Annotated in this window: 13 protein-coding genes; 8 read left to right on the top strand and 5 right to left on the bottom strand. The window is 39.7% G+C overall.

Annotated features, from left to right (window positions below; genetic code table 11):
• Nucleotides 1-571 (bottom strand): IS66 family transposase zinc-finger binding domain-containing protein (locus HC000_RS16270; RefSeq protein ID WP_179808173.1); only part of this gene is annotated, 571 nt, incomplete at its 3' end.
• A 344-nt stretch (nucleotides 572-915) separates the two neighbouring features.
• On the opposite strand from HC000_RS16270, the gene HC000_RS16265 reads away from it, so the two are divergent.
• From HC000_RS16265 to HC000_RS16255, 3 genes are all read left to right on the top strand, one after another.
• Nucleotides 916-1,659 (top strand): ferredoxin--NADP reductase, encoded by a 744-nt coding sequence (locus HC000_RS16265; RefSeq protein WP_086995474.1) that lies wholly within the window; start codon nucleotides 916-918, stop codon nucleotides 1,657-1,659.
• A gap of 214 nt (nucleotides 1,660-1,873) precedes the next feature.
• A complete protein-coding gene (locus HC000_RS16260) occupies nucleotides 1,874-2,614 on the top strand; it encodes a nuclear transport factor 2 family protein (RefSeq protein WP_089369040.1) in 741 nt (246 codons plus the stop codon).
• A 27-nt stretch (nucleotides 2,615-2,641) separates the two neighbouring features.
• Nucleotides 2,642-2,962 carry a hypothetical protein gene (locus HC000_RS16255; protein ID WP_011329726.1) on the top strand — a complete coding sequence of 107 codons (321 nt, stop codon included), beginning with the start codon at nucleotides 2,642-2,644 and terminating at the stop codon, nucleotides 2,960-2,962.
• Here HC000_RS16255 and HC000_RS16250 read toward each other — a convergent pair.
• Both HC000_RS16250 and HC000_RS16245 read right to left on the bottom strand, forming a co-directional pair.
• The gene (locus HC000_RS16250; protein WP_089369041.1) at nucleotides 2,952-3,845 is read right to left on the bottom strand and encodes a tetratricopeptide repeat protein; all 894 of its coding nucleotides are present in this window, start codon (nucleotides 3,843-3,845) and stop codon (nucleotides 2,952-2,954) included. The two genes, HC000_RS16255 and HC000_RS16250, sit on opposite strands and share 11 nt — an antisense overlap.
• Before the next feature lie 901 nt (nucleotides 3,846-4,746).
• Nucleotides 4,747-6,348, bottom strand: a complete 1,602-nt coding sequence (locus tag HC000_RS16245) for an ABC-F family ATPase (protein WP_086995465.1) — start codon at nucleotides 6,346-6,348, stop codon at nucleotides 4,747-4,749.
• A gap of 339 nt (nucleotides 6,349-6,687) precedes the next feature.
• Between HC000_RS16245 and HC000_RS16240 the strand changes: the two genes are divergently transcribed.
• The 3 genes from HC000_RS16240 (at nucleotide 6,688) to HC000_RS16230 (ending at nucleotide 12,577) form a co-directional block, all read left to right on the top strand.
• Nucleotides 6,688-7,926: a UPF0149 family protein gene (locus HC000_RS16240; RefSeq protein WP_179808172.1), complete on the top strand. Its 1,239-nt coding sequence runs from the start codon at nucleotides 6,688-6,690 to the stop codon at nucleotides 7,924-7,926.
• 884 nt (nucleotides 7,927-8,810) lie between these two features.
• Nucleotides 8,811-9,416 carry a class I SAM-dependent methyltransferase gene (locus HC000_RS16235; protein ID WP_179808170.1) on the top strand — a complete coding sequence of 202 codons (606 nt, stop codon included), beginning with the start codon at nucleotides 8,811-8,813 and terminating at the stop codon, nucleotides 9,414-9,416.
• A 5-nt stretch (nucleotides 9,417-9,421) separates the two neighbouring features.
• Nucleotides 9,422-12,577, top strand: a complete 3,156-nt coding sequence (locus HC000_RS16230) for a DEAD/DEAH box helicase family protein (protein ID WP_179808169.1) — start codon at nucleotides 9,422-9,424, stop codon at nucleotides 12,575-12,577.
• Nucleotides 12,578-12,844: 267 nt separating this feature from the next.
• Here the strand turns inward: HC000_RS16230 and HC000_RS16225 are convergent, their stop codons facing one another.
• Both HC000_RS16225 and HC000_RS16220 read right to left on the bottom strand, forming a co-directional pair.
• A complete protein-coding gene (locus HC000_RS16225; RefSeq protein ID WP_165744258.1) occupies nucleotides 12,845-13,000 on the bottom strand; it encodes a hypothetical protein in 156 nt (51 codons plus the stop codon).
• Between the two features lie 22 nt (nucleotides 13,001-13,022).
• Nucleotides 13,023-16,175: a DEAD/DEAH box helicase gene (locus HC000_RS16220; RefSeq protein WP_179808166.1), complete on the bottom strand. Its 3,153-nt coding sequence runs from the start codon at nucleotides 16,173-16,175 to the stop codon at nucleotides 13,023-13,025.
• A 1,067-nt stretch (nucleotides 16,176-17,242) separates the two neighbouring features.
• On the opposite strand from HC000_RS16220, the gene HC000_RS16215 reads away from it, so the two are divergent.
• Together HC000_RS16215 and HC000_RS16210 are read left to right on the top strand one after the other, a co-directional pair.
• Complete coding sequence (locus HC000_RS16215) at nucleotides 17,243-17,719, top strand: hypothetical protein (protein WP_179808165.1); 477 nt, start codon at nucleotides 17,243-17,245, stop codon at nucleotides 17,717-17,719.
• Between the two features lie 2 nt (nucleotides 17,720-17,721).
• Nucleotides 17,722-18,855, top strand: coding sequence for a DUF1570 domain-containing protein (locus HC000_RS16210; protein WP_089369051.1), 1,134 nt, complete (start codon nucleotides 17,722-17,724; stop codon nucleotides 18,853-18,855).
• Nucleotides 18,856-19,079 lie beyond the last annotated feature (224 nt).

The following is a 19,079-nucleotide window of genomic DNA, read 5'->3' as shown; positions in this document are numbered from 1 at the left end:
GCGGTAAGGCATCGCAGTATTTGCCTGTCACAACCGCCGCTAATGCCTCGGGACTGGCAATACTCCCCGGTATCGGTTGTTTAGGTTTAGGCGCGGTGATGATTTTACTGGTCAATTGTTCATGCTCGCAATGTCTGCAAGCATATTTAAATTGTTTGTGCTTAATGACGCTGACTTTCGCCGGAATAATTTTAACTTGTTCGCTGTCTTCACTACCACATTGATGTAGTTGCTCACCGCAACACTGACACGTTAACTCGGTTAAGGTGTGCTCAACCTCTTCTCGTTCAAAGTGCTCAGCCAGCGTGTGTTTGCCTTTCTTATGGTGTTTAGGCGGCTCAGTCGTTTTATGCTGCTCCGCTTCATTGAAGGTGCCCCGTGGGGCTTTTTCACTTTTTTTACCGTATTTTTGGGATTTACTTAACTTAAGCTCAGCAAGCAAGTGGTCAATCCGCGATTGCATTTCAACCTTATCTTCTTGTAAAGCATCAAGCTTAGCCTGCATAAGTGCAAGCTGATTTTGTAGTTCGGTGATGAGAATAGTGTCTGGCATTTTAATAGCATGACACATGGGAAAGATCGTTCAAGTAAAAAAAACGATCTGATTAATTTACATCACCGATAACCCCGATAAAGTCGGGTGCCGCGCGCACGCAGTGCGAATCATTAAATATATTATATTTTAAAAAATATCAGATCTAAAAGTAAAAAAGCCAATCTAACGCAAAATAAACACAGACATTAACTACATATACTCTCTTTATTTTGACTGGTTGATCCTGATTGTTTTACCTGCAATTACACAGTGTTTTAGCTATAAGTATTTGTTACTTAGTGTTAAGGTTTAAGCTATAAAAACGCATGTTTAAAGTCAGTAACCTTAATACTTTATAGCTGATAATATAGGAGCTAACTATGTCTAATTGGGTTGATGCAACAGTAAAAAAAATTACTTGGTGGACAGACTCGTTATTTAGCATAACGGTAAATGCCGACGTTGAGCCATTTAAAGCGGGGCAGTTTACTAAGTTATCTATAATGGATGGCGATAAGCGTATTGCACGGGCTTACTCCTACGTTAATGCCCCTGATGACCCCAATTTAGAGTTTTATTTAATCAACGTAGTTGACGGTTTACTCTCATCGTATTTAGCCAAGCTACAACCAGGCGATAATGTATTAATAGAGCGCCGTGCTACAGGCTTTTTTACCCTTGACGAAATACCCGCCAGCGAACAGTTATGGATGCTAAGTACAGGCACCGCTTTGGGGCCGTTTTTGTCCATGCTACAACAGAGCGAAGTATGGCAAAAGTATCAACATATAAACCTAGTGCATGGCGTGCGTTTAAATGACGATTTAAGCTATCAGGAGCTTATAAACACGTTACTTGAAGCTCATCCCAAACAGTTAAATTACATTCCTGTAGTGAGTCGTGAGCAAGCTGATGTAGGGTTACATGGCCGAATAACGGATATGATTGCGAATAAGCAATTATTTTCGCACGTTGGGCTAAATGCAACGCCCGAAAACGCACAGTTTATGATTTGTGGTAATCCGCAAATGGTGAAAGACACCACAGAGTTACTCATAAACCAAAATTACCAACGCAATCGGCGCAGAACCCCCGGCCACATAACGGTTGAGCAATATTGGTAGTTAGGTGTGTTTATTTTACCTGTTTAAACGTGTAGCCGGGTGTTTGGTTTTTAGGTAAATAAGTACCTATTTAGTGTGGATATTCCTTTAAATGGGTAATAACCATGCTAAATACCAAACATGCCCTAGTACTAAACAGATAATCACTACCCCAAAACCGCAAAATTTGCTATGTTGCGCCCTAACAGTATTTCGTGCTCATTTTAGGAAAACTATGAAATCTTTACCTATCGTTTTTGCTTTTATATTTATTGGTGCCGCGGCACTTGTTTACGCAACAGAGCAAGAAACCAACACAACGGCGCAAAGCAGTACAGAGCAAGCTAAACCTGCAATTGAAAAAGAGCAGCAAGCTGCCGACGAGTCAAAACAACAAGCTACAGATAGACTCAATACCCTTGAGCATAAAGAGGCAGTATTAACAAAACCAGTTGTTGATCCTAACAAAGTAGACGACTCAAAAGTACTTGGCACCGAAACCCCTAAGCCAGTTGAAAAGATTAAAAATAAAGAGGAAAAAGCGGCCGCTATTGCCAAAGCTGAGCAAGTGGTAACGCAAGCAAAAGAAGCCTTAACGCAAAGGCAGCAAACAAAAGCCAAACAATCGCGCGAATCATTAGCTGTGGTTGAACAATTAGTTAAAGCCTATAACGCCCGTAATATTGAAGAGTTTATTCGGGTTTATGCCGAAGACGTTGAATTTTATATTTTCCCTAACGAGCTGCTATTTAAAGGTAAGGAAAAACTAATAGCCCGTTATGGCTTAATGTTTAAAAAGCTAAAATGCATTCATTCATCACCAATCAAACGCATAGTACATGGCGACATAGTAATTGATCATGAATTATCAGAAACCTGCTCAGTAGATGAAAACGTAATAGATAAACGCTCAGAGCTTATTTCAAGCTATCAAGTTAAAGATGGTAAAATAATTCGTGTGTTATTTTTTCGATAACTCATAACTAGGTAAGTAAGTATCAAAATGCAGTTAAACGACGAGAAAAAAATTCGCCTAGAGTATCGGGTAGAGCCAGGCTGTTTAGGCCCACAAGGGCTAAGCCACATAGAAGATTTTTGTCGCTATGCTAATAAGCATATTAAATCACCATATTATGCGCAATTTTTATTTACCCCTCGTTACGACAAGCAAAAAAGTGAACGTCAATACAGCGTAAATAGCCGCAACTTATCGCAAGTTCAGGCCAAGCTGTATTTTGATCACTTTCAAATAAATATAGTAGAGTTTGAAGAGCAGCTCGACGAGCTGCTCAGTAAAGCAATAGATCTGTACTTTAAACGCTAGTCGCACTCAAAATTTCGTTAAAGCTTTCGTTGTCGTGTAGGCTAGCAAACGCACTCTCGTGCAGTAGTTCATTGCGTAAGTTAGGTGAGTAATCTAACGCCATTTTTATATCGGCTAACGCATCGGCATGTTCATGAATTAACGCATAAGCACACGCACGTTGCCAATAAGCATAGCCATAATCACTGTCTATCTCTATTGCTTGGTTACATAGCTCAATAGCTTGTGTTGTATCGTTAATTTCTAGCAGCGCATCGGCTTTATAAGCAATGGCTTCTACGTCTTCAGGTTTACGTTTTAAAATTTCGTCAAAAATTTCAATTTTGTTAGCAAAATCACTTTCTAAATTAGCCCGCATCCACAGTGAGTGAACTTCATTAGTGACCGAAATCCGTTCTTGGTTACTGAGTATTTCTTCAGAGCGAACGCGCAGTTTTTCTTCAAGAATTTTTAAGCGATCTTCATACTCATCGGTAATAACGCTTACTCGGGTATTTACTATGTCTTCTACTTTATTTTTAACATCGCGCAGTGAGTTCCAACCCACTAATACTAAAATTGATGCGGTAGCCGTAATAATAAAAAATACATTATTAATGGTATCAGTAGTGTAGGTAATTGCACGGTCGGCGGTATCTAGCTGGGCATGAGTAACTTGTTTTGTTACATCCTCACGTAGTTTTTGCTGATCTTGACGCACAGCTCTAAGCTCATCAAGAATATAACGCTCCATTAGCGGCTTATACATAGGAGCAGCTAGCCCATCAACAGCTTGGTTTTGTTGCTGCTCGGTGGGAGCCGAAAAAGGGTCATCTTCAGCAGCAATGATCGCTGTAGAATTAAAAGTTACGCAAATAAACAATAGTAATAAAAAGTAACGCATAGTACGCCTAATAAATAAAATCAATAAATCGCTAAGGCAACTTTAACATGCACAGATTCAGGGTACTAGAGGAGGTTGCTGTTTCGTTAAACACTTTATAGCGCCGGTTAGGTAATTAACGTTAGTTTGCAGCAATTAGACATTTTTAGACCCTATTGATAAAAATTAGGCAAAAAAAACCAGCTCAAGGTGAGCTGGCAAAAACTACTTAAAACAACATAATGTCAAAGGGAAAAACAATAAGTTAGATTGCATAATAACGCGACTAAGCTGAACAATTACTTAACTCAATTCAATACTTTAAATTAAGTTACAAAAATAAATAAGGTGTATAAATCATCACAAAATACACCTTTATGTCACATGGCGAAGGGGGATATACACAGTGACCTTGGTTACCCGACAGCCAACTTTAAACCCTTCACACTACATTACGTCGCTTATTTTAAAAGCGATCATTTTTATTATTTAAAATGCGCGGCATACAGCCCCAGCAACACAATTTTCACAAATAGAAGACAAAGAGAAGGCAATGAGAGTATATTTATTTTTCACACCACCCACAGCGCTTTCACCCTCTAAAAGCGCAGCGCCTCATAGTCTCTTTGTGAATAGGTTTTTTAATTTAAAATGCGCGGCATAATGCGCGGCATAAAGCCCCGCCTACAAAAATTGCACAAAGAGTAGGTAATGAGAGTAAATGAGTAAAGCTATATTTATTTTTCACCCTCTAAAGCGCAGCGCCTCATAGCCTCTTTGTGAGTTAATTACTTAAAAGCGATTGCTCACAGGCCAAAGCCCAAGCTCGCAACTCGAAACGCAAATAACAAGCACAAAAAAACGGCGCTAAAGTTAGCACCGTTTTTACTTAATACTTAAATAAAGTATTTAAAGCCTGTTATTACGCTATTTTTTTCTCTTCGCAACTGGCTAGGTATTCGTCAAACGAGCCTTGAAAGTCGATTACTTGCTTATCTTTAATATCGATAATACGCGTAGCTAATGACGATACAAACTCACGGTCATGGCTTACAAAAATAAGCGTACCTTGAAAGTCTTTTAACGCATTATTAAGTGCTTCAATGGCTTCCATATCCATGTGGTTTGTAGGCTCGTCCATTACGAGTACGTTAACGTCTTGCATCATTAACTTACCAAATAACAAACGGTTTTTTTCACCACCTGAACAGTTACGCGCTTTTTTGTTTGAATCGTCTGCTGTAAACAACAAACGACCTAACATGCCACGTACCATTAAATCGTTGTGCTTAGCGGTGCGCCACTGCGACATCCAATCAAACAAGGTTAAGTCGTTATCAAAATCTTTAGTGCTGTCTTGCGGGCAATAACCAAAAGTAGCATTTTCAGACCACTTAACTTCGCCCTCTAAGCTTTTAAGCTCGTCTACTAAACAGCGTAAAAAGGTAGTTTTACCCACACCATTTTCGCCAATTACTGCAAGCTTAGCGCCGGCTTCAAGTAATAAGTCGCCGCCAGAGAACAACATTTCGCCATCAAAGCCATGGCCAATTTTGTTAACTTCAAGCGCTTGGCGATACATTTTTTTACCTTCGTCAAAGCTCAGCGAAGGGCTCATACGGCTTGACGATTTAACTTCATCAAGTTTAATTTTATCCATTTTTTTAGCACGCGAACTTGCTTGTTTCGCTTTAGATGCGTTAGCACCAAAACGGTTAACAAAGTCTTGTAGTTCGTCAATTTCAGCGCTCTTCTTCGCGTTTTCAGCAAGTAATTGCTCGCGTTGTAGGCCAGCAGCTTCTAAAAACTTCTCGTAGTTACCAGGGTAAATACGCAGCTCGCCGTAATCAATGTCGGCCATGTGTGTACATACCGAGTTTAAAAAGTGACGGTCATGCGAAATAATAATCATGGTACATTTACGCTTGTTAAGCTCGTTAGCAAGCCAGGTAATTGTATGAATATCCAAGTTATTTGTAGGTTCATCGAGTAGCAAAATATCAGGGTTTGCAAACAACGCCTGTGCTAAAAGCACACGTAGTTTCCAGCCTGGCGCTACGTTTGCCATTAAGCCATAATGAAATTCTTTATCGATACCCGCTTCTAGCAAAATTTCTTCAGCGCGGCTTTCTGCCGTGTAACCGTCCATTTCTGCAAATACGCTTTCTAGCTCAGCTACTTTCATGCCATCGTCTTCGCTCATTTCTGGCAAAGAGTAAATACGTTCGCGCTCTTGCTTTACTTTCCAAAGCTCCACGTCGCCCATAATTACAGCGTCAACAACACTAAACTCTTCAAACGCAAACTGGTCTTGGCTTAGGTTACCTACTTTTAACCCTGGAGTAATAGATACATTACCCGCACTTGGCACAAGTGCCCCGCTTAAAATTTTCATGAAAGTCGACTTGCCGCAGCCGTTAGCGCCAATTAAACCGTAACGGTTACCGTTACCAAATTTAGCTGAAATGTTTTCAAACAACGGCTCTGCGCCAAACTGCATCGTGATATTTGCGGTGGAGATCAAAAAAATGTAATCCTAGAAAAAGTACTGACAGGGATAGGCCGCAGCAAAACGCCACAAACAAGAACCAGACAATAGGGTAAATTAGCTGGCGAATTATACAGATCCAAAGCCAAAGATGAAAGGTAAAAGAAACTTAAAAAATAGCTAGTAGGGCAAGAGCGGGTTTTAGGTGTCACGCTTTAAGTTTTAGGGAAAAATTAACCAAGGTTAATGTACAAGAGTAGGATGGAGTTTACCTCGCGCTTTTGTTTTAGGAATTCAATAACTCAACAAATAATATTGTTGCCAACTCAATGAATAGGTAGACTAAAATTAAATACATCATTGACGGAACAGGTTATGTCGCCAGCTAAAATACGAAATGACGTTATAAAACTCAGTAAACTAAGTGCTAAAAAACCGGATTACTACTTTATTCAAGGTTATTTAATCGGGTTAGGTGTATTACCACAAATACTTACTCCTACAGAGTGGCAACCAGATCTATTTGGGGAAATAAATGTTCAAAATGAAACAGAGCTCAAATACTTAGAAAGCTTAATGACACTTTACAACCAGAGTATGGACAAAGTAATTCAAAATGACTTAAAAATGCCAGCGAAGTGCAGCTTGTCTAAGCAAGACTACCGTGAATCACTTAAGTCAAATATGCCCTTACCAAACTACTGTAAAGGGGTTTTACAGGCACTTAAACATATAAATAAACGCACCCTAGATAAAGAGCAAAAATATGCTTTTGATAATATAAATCGGGTTTTAAAAGCTTTTTCTAATGAAACAGCAGCAGCAAAAGAATTTGGGGAGTTTGCCCAATATAACGCCCAAGAATATAAACGTAACTATGTTTATTTTATGGCTGATGCTATTTTTGAGCTTAGATTTAATAACGACCTTACTTTAAGCGATGAAGATGAGGCTGAATTTAACAACAGCTTTTTAGATGAAGAACCAGATGAATTCGATCAGCTTGATGAACTACTTGAACTGGTACTCGCCGATACAGAACTAACAGCACTTGAGCCAATACAGATGCTTTTAGAGGTTATGGAAGGGCTCATAACAAAGCAATATATTAAAGACAACGCCGGGCACTTTTGGGGCTTGCACGAAACCCGCCCTTATATGATGCTGCGTGCGCATCGTGCAAAAATACACGCGCTGCATGGTTATACCCAAAAAGCACAATCAGAACTCGAAGATCTATTAAAGCTAAACCCAAACGATAATCAAGCAAACCGCTTTTTATTAATGAACTGCCTAATCATAAACAAAGAGTGGGGGAAGTTAGACGCTCTATTGGCCGACTTTGATTTTCAAGAACTACACACAACAGCAAGCCTAGCGCTAAGTGCTTTTGTAAAGCATGGCGATTCAAAACCAGCTAACGATTACAAAGAAATGCTTAAACAACAGAGTAAACATTTTGTAAAAATACTCACCGGGCAAGAAAAACTTAAAGAACAGCCGCCATATTACAGCCCAGGCAGCAAAGAAGAGGTAGGTGTTTACCTTGATTCATTAGGTAAGCAGGCATGGATTTCGGTTCCGGCGAGTCTTTTTTGGTTAAGAAAAAAGTAGGTAAAAAACGTTTAGCGTGATTTATATCGCGCTAAGCATAACGCAGATTCAATTTGAAGTGCATAACCGCTTTTTAAGTTTTTATTCAATAGTAGAAATTACGCTTGTTAAACGTGCAATATCAATGTCGCTTGTGCTTACAAGGCGTTGAGCTTGCTGACGCAAAAAGCGAAAAGCGCAGCTTTTAATGTGTAGGCACGATTATACATCCGGATTAATTTAAACGTGTTGTGTGGGTTTTGGCATTTAAAAACCTCATTCGAGGTTATATCGCGTTGGCGATGGCAACCAAAGAGCGGCTGCCGCCGACCGCCCTTTGGAATCCACCGGCGCACCCGAGGATCACACTGTCACCTCAAGTTAAAAACTGCTATGAACGTAAACGCGATGAAATACTTCCCTGTAAAAGCATCGCTTTTTGTGGCATCCATGCCACTCATTACTCAGCAATTTTTTACTTTCGGGTGTGATCACGGGGAATTGGAGTGTGTTGGTATATTGGTGTTATGAATGTTGGCGGGAGTTTACCTCGCGCTTGTTTAAATTGAAGGTTAAATGTTCGCTCGTAGGCGTTGAGCTTGCTGACGCGAAAAGCGCAGCTTTTAATGTGTAGGCACGATTATACATCCGGATTAATTTAAACGTGTTGTGTGGGTTTTTAAATTTAGTAATAACAGAAGCTTGTACTTAATTGTTTAAAAGTTAAGGCTAAATTTACATAATTGTAAAAGCAGGCACGTATTAATGATAACGGCGTAGTTTTTATTGGTTATATAACTAATAAGCCTATATTTATTTTTACCAATCAGGTAAATTGTTTTAAATGAATACTAACTTAATAATACGTTAGTTATTAACAGATAAACCAAGGAGCGGTGTGTCTCGTGTCAAACTCCACACTTAGTTACTACAATCAAAACGCACAAAGCTTTAGTGACTCAACCCTAAATGTTGATATGTCAGCGCTGTATGCTGAATTTTTACCACACGTTACCGAACACGGCCATATTTTAGATGCAGGCTGTGGCAGCGCCCGCGATGCTGCTTATTTTAAACAACAGGGTTTTACTGTTAGTGCGTTTGATGCAAGCGCAGAGCTTGCCGCATTAGCAAGCAGTTACTTACAGCAACCCGTCGACGTTAAAACCTTCCAACAGCTAGATTGCGTTAATAAATACGATGCTATTTGGTGCTGCGCTAGCTTATTACACGTGCCAAAAGCTGAACTTCCGCAGGTGTTTTTAAACCTACAAAATGCATTAAAACCGAATGGTGTTTTGTATGTATCGTTTAAATATGGCGATACAGAGCGTGTGCATAATGGTCGTGTATTTACCGATTTAACTGAAAATGGTTTAACAGCATTAATTGATCAGCACACTCAACTTAAAATAATAAAACAATGGCAAACAGTCGATCAACGGCCTGGGCGCGAAAGTGAAGTGTGGCTCAATGCGCTAATGCAACGTCTAACCAGTAAAGGCGAATAGCTATAATGAATATGAGTATTACAAACCAGTTTGAATACTGTGACCAAGCGCTGCTGGGATATGGCTATAAGCTACTAGAACAAAATACCGTTGGCAGACTGTATATAAAAAACAATAGTCCAGCTGTATTTATTGATACAACTCTTTTTCAATTAAAGTTATCTGACTATCAATACGTTGAATACACCAGTCACCAAAACCAGTTGATGCATAAGTATCAAGGCTTGTATCGTTTTATTTATGATTTAGATACCTCTTTATCAATTGAGACACAAACGCAATTTCAAGCCGATCTTGATATTTTTCTTGGTTCAGAAGAACAACAATTAGATAAAATAAAAAAATTTGGAGCCGATCGTACCGAAACCCACACTGATCCAACCCCACCTGAGTATAATTTTACCTGCTTATTTGAAGACGTGTTCGGCGCTCAATATTTACACGCACTTGAAGCTGAAAGTAAATACATTGATAGTGCAGGGCATGTCCGCTATATAGATTTTGTCTTAACAAGAAATAATGGTGCTAAAAGCCAAAGTAATATAGCTATTGAACTTAATGGAGAGCGTTATCATCACCCGCTTATAATTGGTTTAAGAAGCTATCGTTCGCAATTATTTAAGCAAAACTCATTAGTTTACGATGGCTATTTAGTTTTTAGGTGGTCAAGCAGAGGTATGAGCGATGACTATAAATTTAGTGATCAAATGCGTGATTATTTCGGTGATCCTAAAAGCTTTAGCGCTGCACCTAAATACTTAGCAGAGCGTGATTTATCATTTCAGCTTTTAGATCATCAAGATCAAGCTGTGAATAGTATTTCAAATCAGCGCGAGAAAGGTAAAAGTACTTTTTTAGTTGTTTTACCTACTGGTACAGGCAAAACAGAAGTATTTATAGAAGATTTAAAAAATCAAATTGATGCTGGTATATGTAAAAAAGCTTTAGCAGTAGTACCTAGTACAGCTTTAAAAAAACAATTAAAAGAGCGATTAGGTTTAAGACATCCCCAATTAATAGTGGGTGAGTTATTAACAGATCCAACACTTGATGTTGTAGTGCAAACGAGTGCTTACATGATGCGCCATTACAGTACCATGCAATCACAATCTTTTGATTATATTCTGATTGATGAAGCTCATCATGCAGTAGCAACAGGGTTAAGAAAAGTAATTGAATACTTTAAACCCAAAACACTATTAGGGCTTACTGCAACAAACGAAAGACCCGATGCCCAAAAGCTGCAAGATATATTTGGTCGCTACAAAGTCGACTTAACTTTAGAGCAAGCAATCCAAAAAGGACTTGCTCCGCAAATAAGAGCTTACCGGCTTCAATCTAACATTGACCTATCGCAAGTACGTTTTAACGGCAAAGACTATGTAAAGGCTGATTTAAATAAAACCGTACTAGTGCCTTCGCGCGATCAATTAATTGTAGATTTAATCAATAAATACTTTGCAGAACCTTTAATTGAGGGTCAGCCACTAAAGCAAGGTGTTGTGTTTTGCACCGACATAAAGCACGCCCAACGAATGGCGCAATTGTTTAATAAACATGGAATTAGCGCACAAGCAGTACATGGCTCTGATCGCAAAGGGCTTGATGAATATCAAAAAGGGGATATACGCTTTTTATGTGCTTGCGATCTACTTAACGAAGGGTGGGATGCGCCACAAACTGAAATTTTAGTTATGGCAAGACCCACAATGTCTAAAGTACTTTACACCCAGCAATTAGGGCGTGGTACGCGTAATTACAAAGACAAAGAAGCGCTTATTGTTGTCGATGTAGTAGATAGCTATGGCGCAGCTTTGCAACCAATGTCAGTACATGGCTTATTTAACTTTTCTACTTACAAGCCATTTGAAAATATAATAAAAACAGAGGCTCCAACACCCGAAAGCGAAGCGATTGAGTTAGATCGTTTATATGAAGGTGAACGCCGTATTGAAAAAATAAACATATTCACTTTTGAACATGAGTTTGGAGGTTTGCTAAATGAAGAGCAGCTTGCTCGTGAGTTATTTATTTCAACAGGCACGGTAAAAAGTTGGGTTAAAAAAGGAGATATTACCCCAGAAAAAACGCACCCATTTGGTAAACATACTTTAAACTACTTTAGTGAATCACAGTTAAAACAAATAAAAATAGACAAAAATATTAAAGAACGTACTGAAGATTCAAGACGAGATGATTTCTTTGAATTTTTACAAAGCCGAGATTATTCATTCTCATATAAAATTACTTTTTTACTTGCCTTTATAAGTGAATGTAATGCACAAGGCGAAGCTCAAGTTTCAAAACTTGTGTTGCGATATCAAAGTTTTTACAAGCAGTTACAACAAGAGTTCGGACAAGCAGAAAAAGACAAAAACCCACTTAATGATAAAGAACGCTTAAACGATATTGCTTATTTAACTCGTAGTTTATTAGCGAACCCGTTTGAAAAGTTCGAGCGTAAACGTTTTATTTATCACGCAAAAGACCTCAACATTATTTCGTTTGACTCAGTACTGTGGGAAAAGCTAGATGAGAACGCACTTGCCGAAATCAGGCAGCAATATATCCAGGACGGTAAAGATTATTACCAAAAAATAGGTTTTAAGCTTCAAAACCTCCACTTCAAAGCATTGCTTTCATTTGAAGAGCAAGTTGATAACACAGTCGTAAATATTGTTCCTACAGAAAGCAGTAATGATGAGGAACTATTTACAAGCCAATTAAAAACTGTAAATGAAGTAATCAAATTGCCGTATTTCCCCAATATTAAAATTGCTTGTGGGCATTTTAAAACAGGGGATAAAAGCGATATGGAATATATAGATGCACCACTTGGCGCAGGTAAGCTCGACCCACAAGTACACTTTTTAGCGCACGCATCGGGTAACTCAATGAATGGCGGTAAACACCCAATTAATGATGGCGATTTACTGTTACTTGAGCTTATAACACCCGATAAAGCGGGATCGCTACGCGGCCAAATAGTGGCGATTGAACGAGATGATATAGGCGGAGCGGGGCAGTATTTACTGCGCAAAGTTAATAAATTACCTAATGGGCAATATGAGCTAATTGCTCAAAACCCAGATTACGAGGTAATGATTGCAGATGAAAGCATGCGAACATTCGCAAGGTTTAAACAGGTAGTTGTGGAATAGTTGTAGGTGCGATTTTATATCGCGCTTTAACTTGTAGGCGAAGAGCTTGCTGACGCGAAAAGCGAAGCTTTTGAATTTCGGTGTAATTAATATGTTGGTGCTATTTTATATCGCGCTCATAAATTGTTTTTTTGCATGAAGATTTAAAGGGTTTAAAAACCTCTATTCGAGGTTTTATCGCGTTGGCGATGGCAACCAAAGGGCGGCTGCCGCCGACCGCCCTTTGGAATCCCACGGCGCACCCGAGGATCACACTTTATCTTCAACTTACGTTAATGATGTGAACGTAACCAGCGTAGGTAGGCCATCCATGGCCAAGCTACGCTTTTTACAGCATCCATGCTGTAAATTACTCATCATTAACTCAGTTTCAGGTGTGATCACGGGGAAGGTGTGTTTGTTGATAGATTGGAGGTAATTCATAGACGACTTTTCTAATTTTTAATCACCCAACCGCCAATTTCCCTGCCCCATGCCACATTTCACTTGGCATGGGGTTGGTTAATTCCCACGTTATATTCATCGGTTGGCTGCCGTTGTGGCTTTGGTATTTAACCTCGCCGTAGTTTACAAATCCCATGGTTCGGCCGTTTTCGTCTTTGCCTTGTTCTCGCACAAATAACAGGATAGTTTTGCCTGTTTTTTGGTGTTGTATATAGCTTAGGCCGCGGCCGTGTTCTGGGCGGGCGCTGTTTTGTGTTTGCCAGTGGAACAGGGTAGGGCTGATTGCGTAATCGTGATACAGCGTGGTGGGCGAGTAGGTTTTTTCGCACTTATTAAGTGTTACAAATAACAGCTCGAGGTTTTGGTTTTTAAATTCTAAAACACCTTCGCGGGCGGTCGATTTTTTATCAAACGAGTGCGCCCCAAAAGCTGCGAGTATTTGCTGTCGCGTATAGCGGCTGTGTAATTTTATTGCGTGATTAGGTAAACACGCTAAATCACTTTCTTGCTGGTGAATGCGATTTATTAAAAGTGTGATTACTTGTTCAAGCTCCTGCTGTAGTTCTTTGTGTTTAAGTGCTTGTAAGCTTTGTTCAAGGGTTTTAAAGCCTAAACTTGTGCCAGTGTTATCCCAAAAATTGTAATGTGCCATAAGTGCGTACTGTTGGTTTTGCGGCGTTGGCGTAAAGCTAAAGTCGTTATTACATAAATCACGTAAAAAGCATAAGTAACTGAGTGAGTCGCACCCGAGTAACTGAGTGTTTATAGCGCGGTAATACGCGGCGTATATATCGGCTTGTTCTGCTGGAATTTCATCGCCTTTAAGCCAGTGCCAACCGCCGAGTTTTTTATCTTTTGGTTTGTATATATCTTCAAGTGAGACTTGCGGGTTTATGCGTAAAAAATCACTTAGCGTAAGCGCGTCATTGGTGTGTTGCGAATAGCTATTTATAAGCTGTTGTAAACGGCGTTTAGAGTTTATAGCTTGCTGAATATTTTTTAATATTGTTTGTTGTGTGCGCTTTTGTAACTCTATACGGCAACCCAGCGGTAGATGCGGGAAGTTATTTTCAATCTCGGTTTTTATTGGCTGGTTACTTTTACCAATGAGTGCGCGGAATTTACTTGCAAAGTCGTATTCTGGGCGGGCGTTGCCTACAAAATCGAGCACGGTGCAGCATTGCTTTTGACTGTTGTCGGGTAAACGCAAACCACGACCTAATTGCTGTAAAAACAGCGTTAGGCTTTCAGTTGGGCGTAAAAACAGTAAAGTATCGACTTCTGGAATATCGACACCTTCGTTAAAAATATCAACTACACAGAGTATTTGTATTTCACCTTGGCGAAGTGCTTGTTGTTTGGCCGCGCGCTCGTTGGTGTTTTTGCTGGTCAGCACATCGGCGCTTATGCCTGCTAAGTTAAACTTAGACGCCATAAATTCTGCGTGTTTTTGGCTTACGCAAAACGCGAGTGCTTTAATAGCGTGAACATTCGTCACTATATCAGCAAGGCTGGATATAATTTTATTAGCGCGGTTGTTTTCGCCTGTATAAAGGTTACTTAGCTCGCTTATATCGTAACGGCCACCACGCCACGTTATTTGGCTTAGGTCTGTGTCGTCATCCAATCCAAAGTATTGAAATGGGCATAAGTGGCGTTGGTTTATTGCCTCTGGCAAGCGTATTTCGGCGGCTATTACTCCACAAAAATCATCGAGTATATTTGCGCCGTCTTGTCGCTCTGGCGTAGCTGTTAAGCCAAGTAATATTTTAGGCGTAAAGTGGTTTAATATAGCGCGATAACTTGCAGCGCTTACGTGATGTACTTCGTCGATTACTATGTAGTCGTAGTAATCGTGAGTTAAATTGAGCGATTCAATTTGGCTGTTTAACGTTTGGATTGACGCAAATAGTTGGTTATAACGTTGTGGTTTGTAGTTACCAACCCATAGCTCGCCAAAGTCGTTATTTTTAAGCACACCACGGTAAGCGCTTTGTGCTTGTTTTAGTATTTCTTCACGGTGGGCTACAAACAAAAAGTGAGCATTTGGGTTTTTATCGTAAACGGTTTTAAAGTCGAACGCCGATATTATGGTTTTACCAGTGCCTGTTGCGGCAACCACTAAGTTTTTAAAACGCTTATGTACGCTGCGCTCAACGCTTAGCTTTTCTAAAATAGTGAGTTGATGCGTTTTTGGTGTTATATCAAAATAAAACTGGCTGCTTGATTGCCCAACACCACGTTGCTCGTTAAGCGAGTTTATTAGTTTTTCTTTACATTCTACTGCACCGGTAAACAGCTCAAAATCCTTTGATTCCCAGTAGGTTTCAAATGTACTTTTGGTTTTAGCTATTATGTGCGGGATTTCTTGCGCGGTAATTTTTAAGTTCCACTCAAGGCCGCTGGTAAGCGCCGAATGCGATAAGTTAGACGAGCCAATATAACCTGTATGAAAACCTGTATTACGCATAAATAAGTAAGATTTAGCGTGTAAGCGCTCTTGCTGGTTGTTGTAGCTTAGTTTTACCTCGGTATTTGGTAAGCTCGCTAAAAATTCAACCGCTTTAGCATCCGTTGCACCCATGTATGAGGTGGTAATTACTTTGAGTTTGTTGCCGCTTTTGGTAAACGCTTCCAGCTCATTTTTAAATATGCGCAGCCCTGTCCATTTTATAAATGAGACCAACCAATAAATAGTGTCGGACGATTTTATCTCGCGCTTTAGCTCGGTTTCGAGCGATATACCTGCATTAGCACCGCTAAATAATTCGCTTTGCGTAAGGCCCGTTAGCGGGAATATATCGTGAGAGTATTCTTTAAGATTTGCAGCAATAGGGTTTTGGGTATTAAACAGTGCAGTAAGTATTCGGCCTTGGCTATCAATAAGGTTTTCGTTAATAAGCTCATCATCTTTTATATGATCTTTAAGCCAAAGAACAAGGTTGTTAGCAAGGCTAATCTGCTCTTGTAACCGCTCGTTTGAATTAGGAATAGCATTAATTGCATGAGCAACAAGTTTACCTAAAAAGCGTGAAAGCCATGTTGCGGCCTCTGCGGATTCAAGTTGGCGCTCACCAACATAAAACTGTTCACGATTTAAATTTTGTTCAATTACTTGCGTAATTAACTGCTCGTAAATACCAATTTGCTGCATTAAAACTACTCCCTGTTTGCCAGTAGTTAGTGTACTAAAAAGTGCAATGTAAACAAGCATTAACTCATTGTTGAACTAAAGGCTGGTGCTAAGACAACACCCCGTGATCACACCAGAAATTGAATTAATGATGAGTAATAGCTGCGCATGGATGCGCGATAAAGCGTAGCTTGGCCATGGATGGCCTATCTACGCTGATTACGTTCATATCATTAATTACAATTGAAGAAACAGTGTGATCCTCGGGGCGCTGTGAGATTCCAAAGAGAGACCAGCGTTTGCCTTTCTTTGGGTGCCGTCGCCAACGCGATATGTATAAATAATTTGCAATTAAAAAATCGTATCACGATTTAAATTTTGTTCAATTACTTGCGTAATTAACTGCTCGTAAATACCAATTTGCTGCATTAAAACCACTCCCTGTTTGCGAACATTCAGTTTACTAAAAAATGCAATGTAAACAAGCATTAACTCATTATTGAATTAAAGACCGCTGCCAAGACAACACCCCGTGATCACACCCGAAATTGAATTAATGATGAGTAATAGCTGCGCATGGCGGAATTTTGTTCCCGACAAATTCCAAGTACCTAAATCCCTTTAGGCAATGCGCGATAAAGCGTAGCTTGGCCAAGGGTGAAAAACGTAGTTTTGAACGAGAGGGGAAGGATACCCGAACTGGGGAGCGTACATGGATGTGAAAGTTGTGCCTACCTACGCTGGTTACGTTCATATCATTAATTACAATTGAGGAGATAGTGTGATCCTCGGGGCGCTGTGAGATTCCAAAGAGAGGCCGGCGTTTGCCTTTCTTTGGTTGCCGCACCAACGCGACATATAACTCAAATTTGCAATTTAAAAGCCCAAGTGCGAGGTAAACTCCCGCCTACAATTTAAAAGCTGCGCTTTTTACGTCAGCAAGCTTAATGCCTACAAAATTACTTTTACTATTGCGCTAAAGCACGACTTACCAATTCCCCTAAACTATCTGTTTCTATTTTATATCCAATCCCTTATATTCACTCTAGGAGCATAAAGGAAGAAAGCACTCAATTTAAGGATAAATAATGATTAAATGGATTTTATTGATACTACTTGGTCTATTTACTTCTTTCCCGCAAGCATACGAACCTTACTCGCAAGGGCATTGCTATAGTATTGAAAAAGAACGTGAAACAATACGTTCACGGTTGCGTCAAGGCTATAGAGTGAAAGAAGGTGAGCGATTAAAAGCACGATTCAAATCTTTATTTGAAGAACTTGCAAAGCATTGTGATAACCCCAAACAAACCAATCGAACATATCAACGATCTTCCGTTTATAGCACTAGTAATAACGCGTTATTACACACAAAAATGCCGAATATGCAATTTTATAGTGATAGCTATAACGACCCAGGTAAGCTTAAAGCTTGGTCTGAGTTTTATACTTTACCTAAACGTTGCCGAGCTAAGGGAATGGAGTCATCCGATTTTGTATGGTGCAGTGAGTACCGCGGTGAGCAAAAACGATTATTTGAAGAGCAGTGGAGTAAGCGGCCATAAATATGTTAAACACACAATGGCGAGTGCTATTTGTATTTATTGTGCTGTTAATTGCATCGGCACTTATTGCTAATCATTTGACAGGACGGGTATTTAATTATCATGATCCTATTGGCAGTGTTAGGGCTATTTACGAAGATATAAAAACTAAAATCGAAATGGCTGAAGAGTCTGAACTAACCGCTATTAAAACGATTGCCGCTCCGTCACTTTCTGCTAAAACTGCAATGCAAAAACATTTACCACAAGCCGACACTACGCGCTGTGTAGATGTGTCATTAGGTAAGGTTAAATATAAGCGTAATGGCAATATTTACACTTGGACAGATAGTAATGGCGTGCCACATTTTAGTGATGAAAAGCCTGACTTTGAGGCCGCAACACTCGACACAGACTTTGTTGAGCCGCTCGATTACTTTGAATTAACGCTACATGCAGCTAACTTACCGCCCTCGTTTACTGAAGAGTTACGTATAAAATTGAATACTGTTTTTAAGGTGTATGGTCAAATTATAGGTGTTGATGCATTAAAAAAAGTAAGGTTAAATTTAACTGTATTTGCAACACGAAGAAGCTATGAGCAAGCAATTAAACTGCGCGGGGCCGATCCAACAAACACCGATGGTATGTATTTTCATTCTACCAACTCAGCTTTAATAAATTATAGAAATGAGCAAAGTGCTATGCGCACAGCGGTACACGAAGCGGTGCATGCGGTTAACAAAGCAATATTAGGCTCTACTCCTCGCTGGCTCAATGAGGGGTTAGCTGAGTATTTTGAATATACCAAAAACAGCATGCAACTAGTTAGTGTTGAGCCACATCCTGGCTGGGTAAATAATAAGCGCGTAGCGCAAAGTGTTTTTACTATTAATTGGTTGATAGGTTTAGATGACACGTGGCAAACAGGCGATGACACTAAACTTTATGCGAGCAGTTGGGCTGCTATATATTTTATGATGGATTCTAATAAAGGCAAACAGTTTTTAAAAAGCATCATGCTAGCCGAGCAAAAATCGCCATGCAGTAAACTCACTGCAGCAGAGTTAAAAAATATGCTGTATCAGCATTTTCCGCAATTGGATAAAGACTATAGACAATGGTTGAAAACCCCATTTAGAAAACAGAGTTTTTAAGGAGTTATGCAAAGCACTACGCGAATTAAACTCGGATCTAAAAACAAAGCGCGAGGTAAACTCCCGCCTACAATTTGAAGGCTGACGCTGAGATATTTCCCCGTGATCACACCCGAAATTGAATTAATGATGAGTAATAGCTGCGCATGGCGGAATTTTGTTCCCGACAAATTCCAAGTACCTAAATCCCTTTAGGCAATGCGCGATAAAGCGTAGCTTGGCCA

The sequence above is a fragment of the Pseudoalteromonas sp. MIP2626 genome (assembly GCF_013414205.1).
In the GTDB taxonomy this organism is placed as follows: Bacteria; Pseudomonadota; Gammaproteobacteria; order Enterobacterales; family Alteromonadaceae; genus Pseudoalteromonas; species Pseudoalteromonas nigrifaciens.
This window is presented reverse-complemented; position numbering and strand designations above follow the sequence as displayed.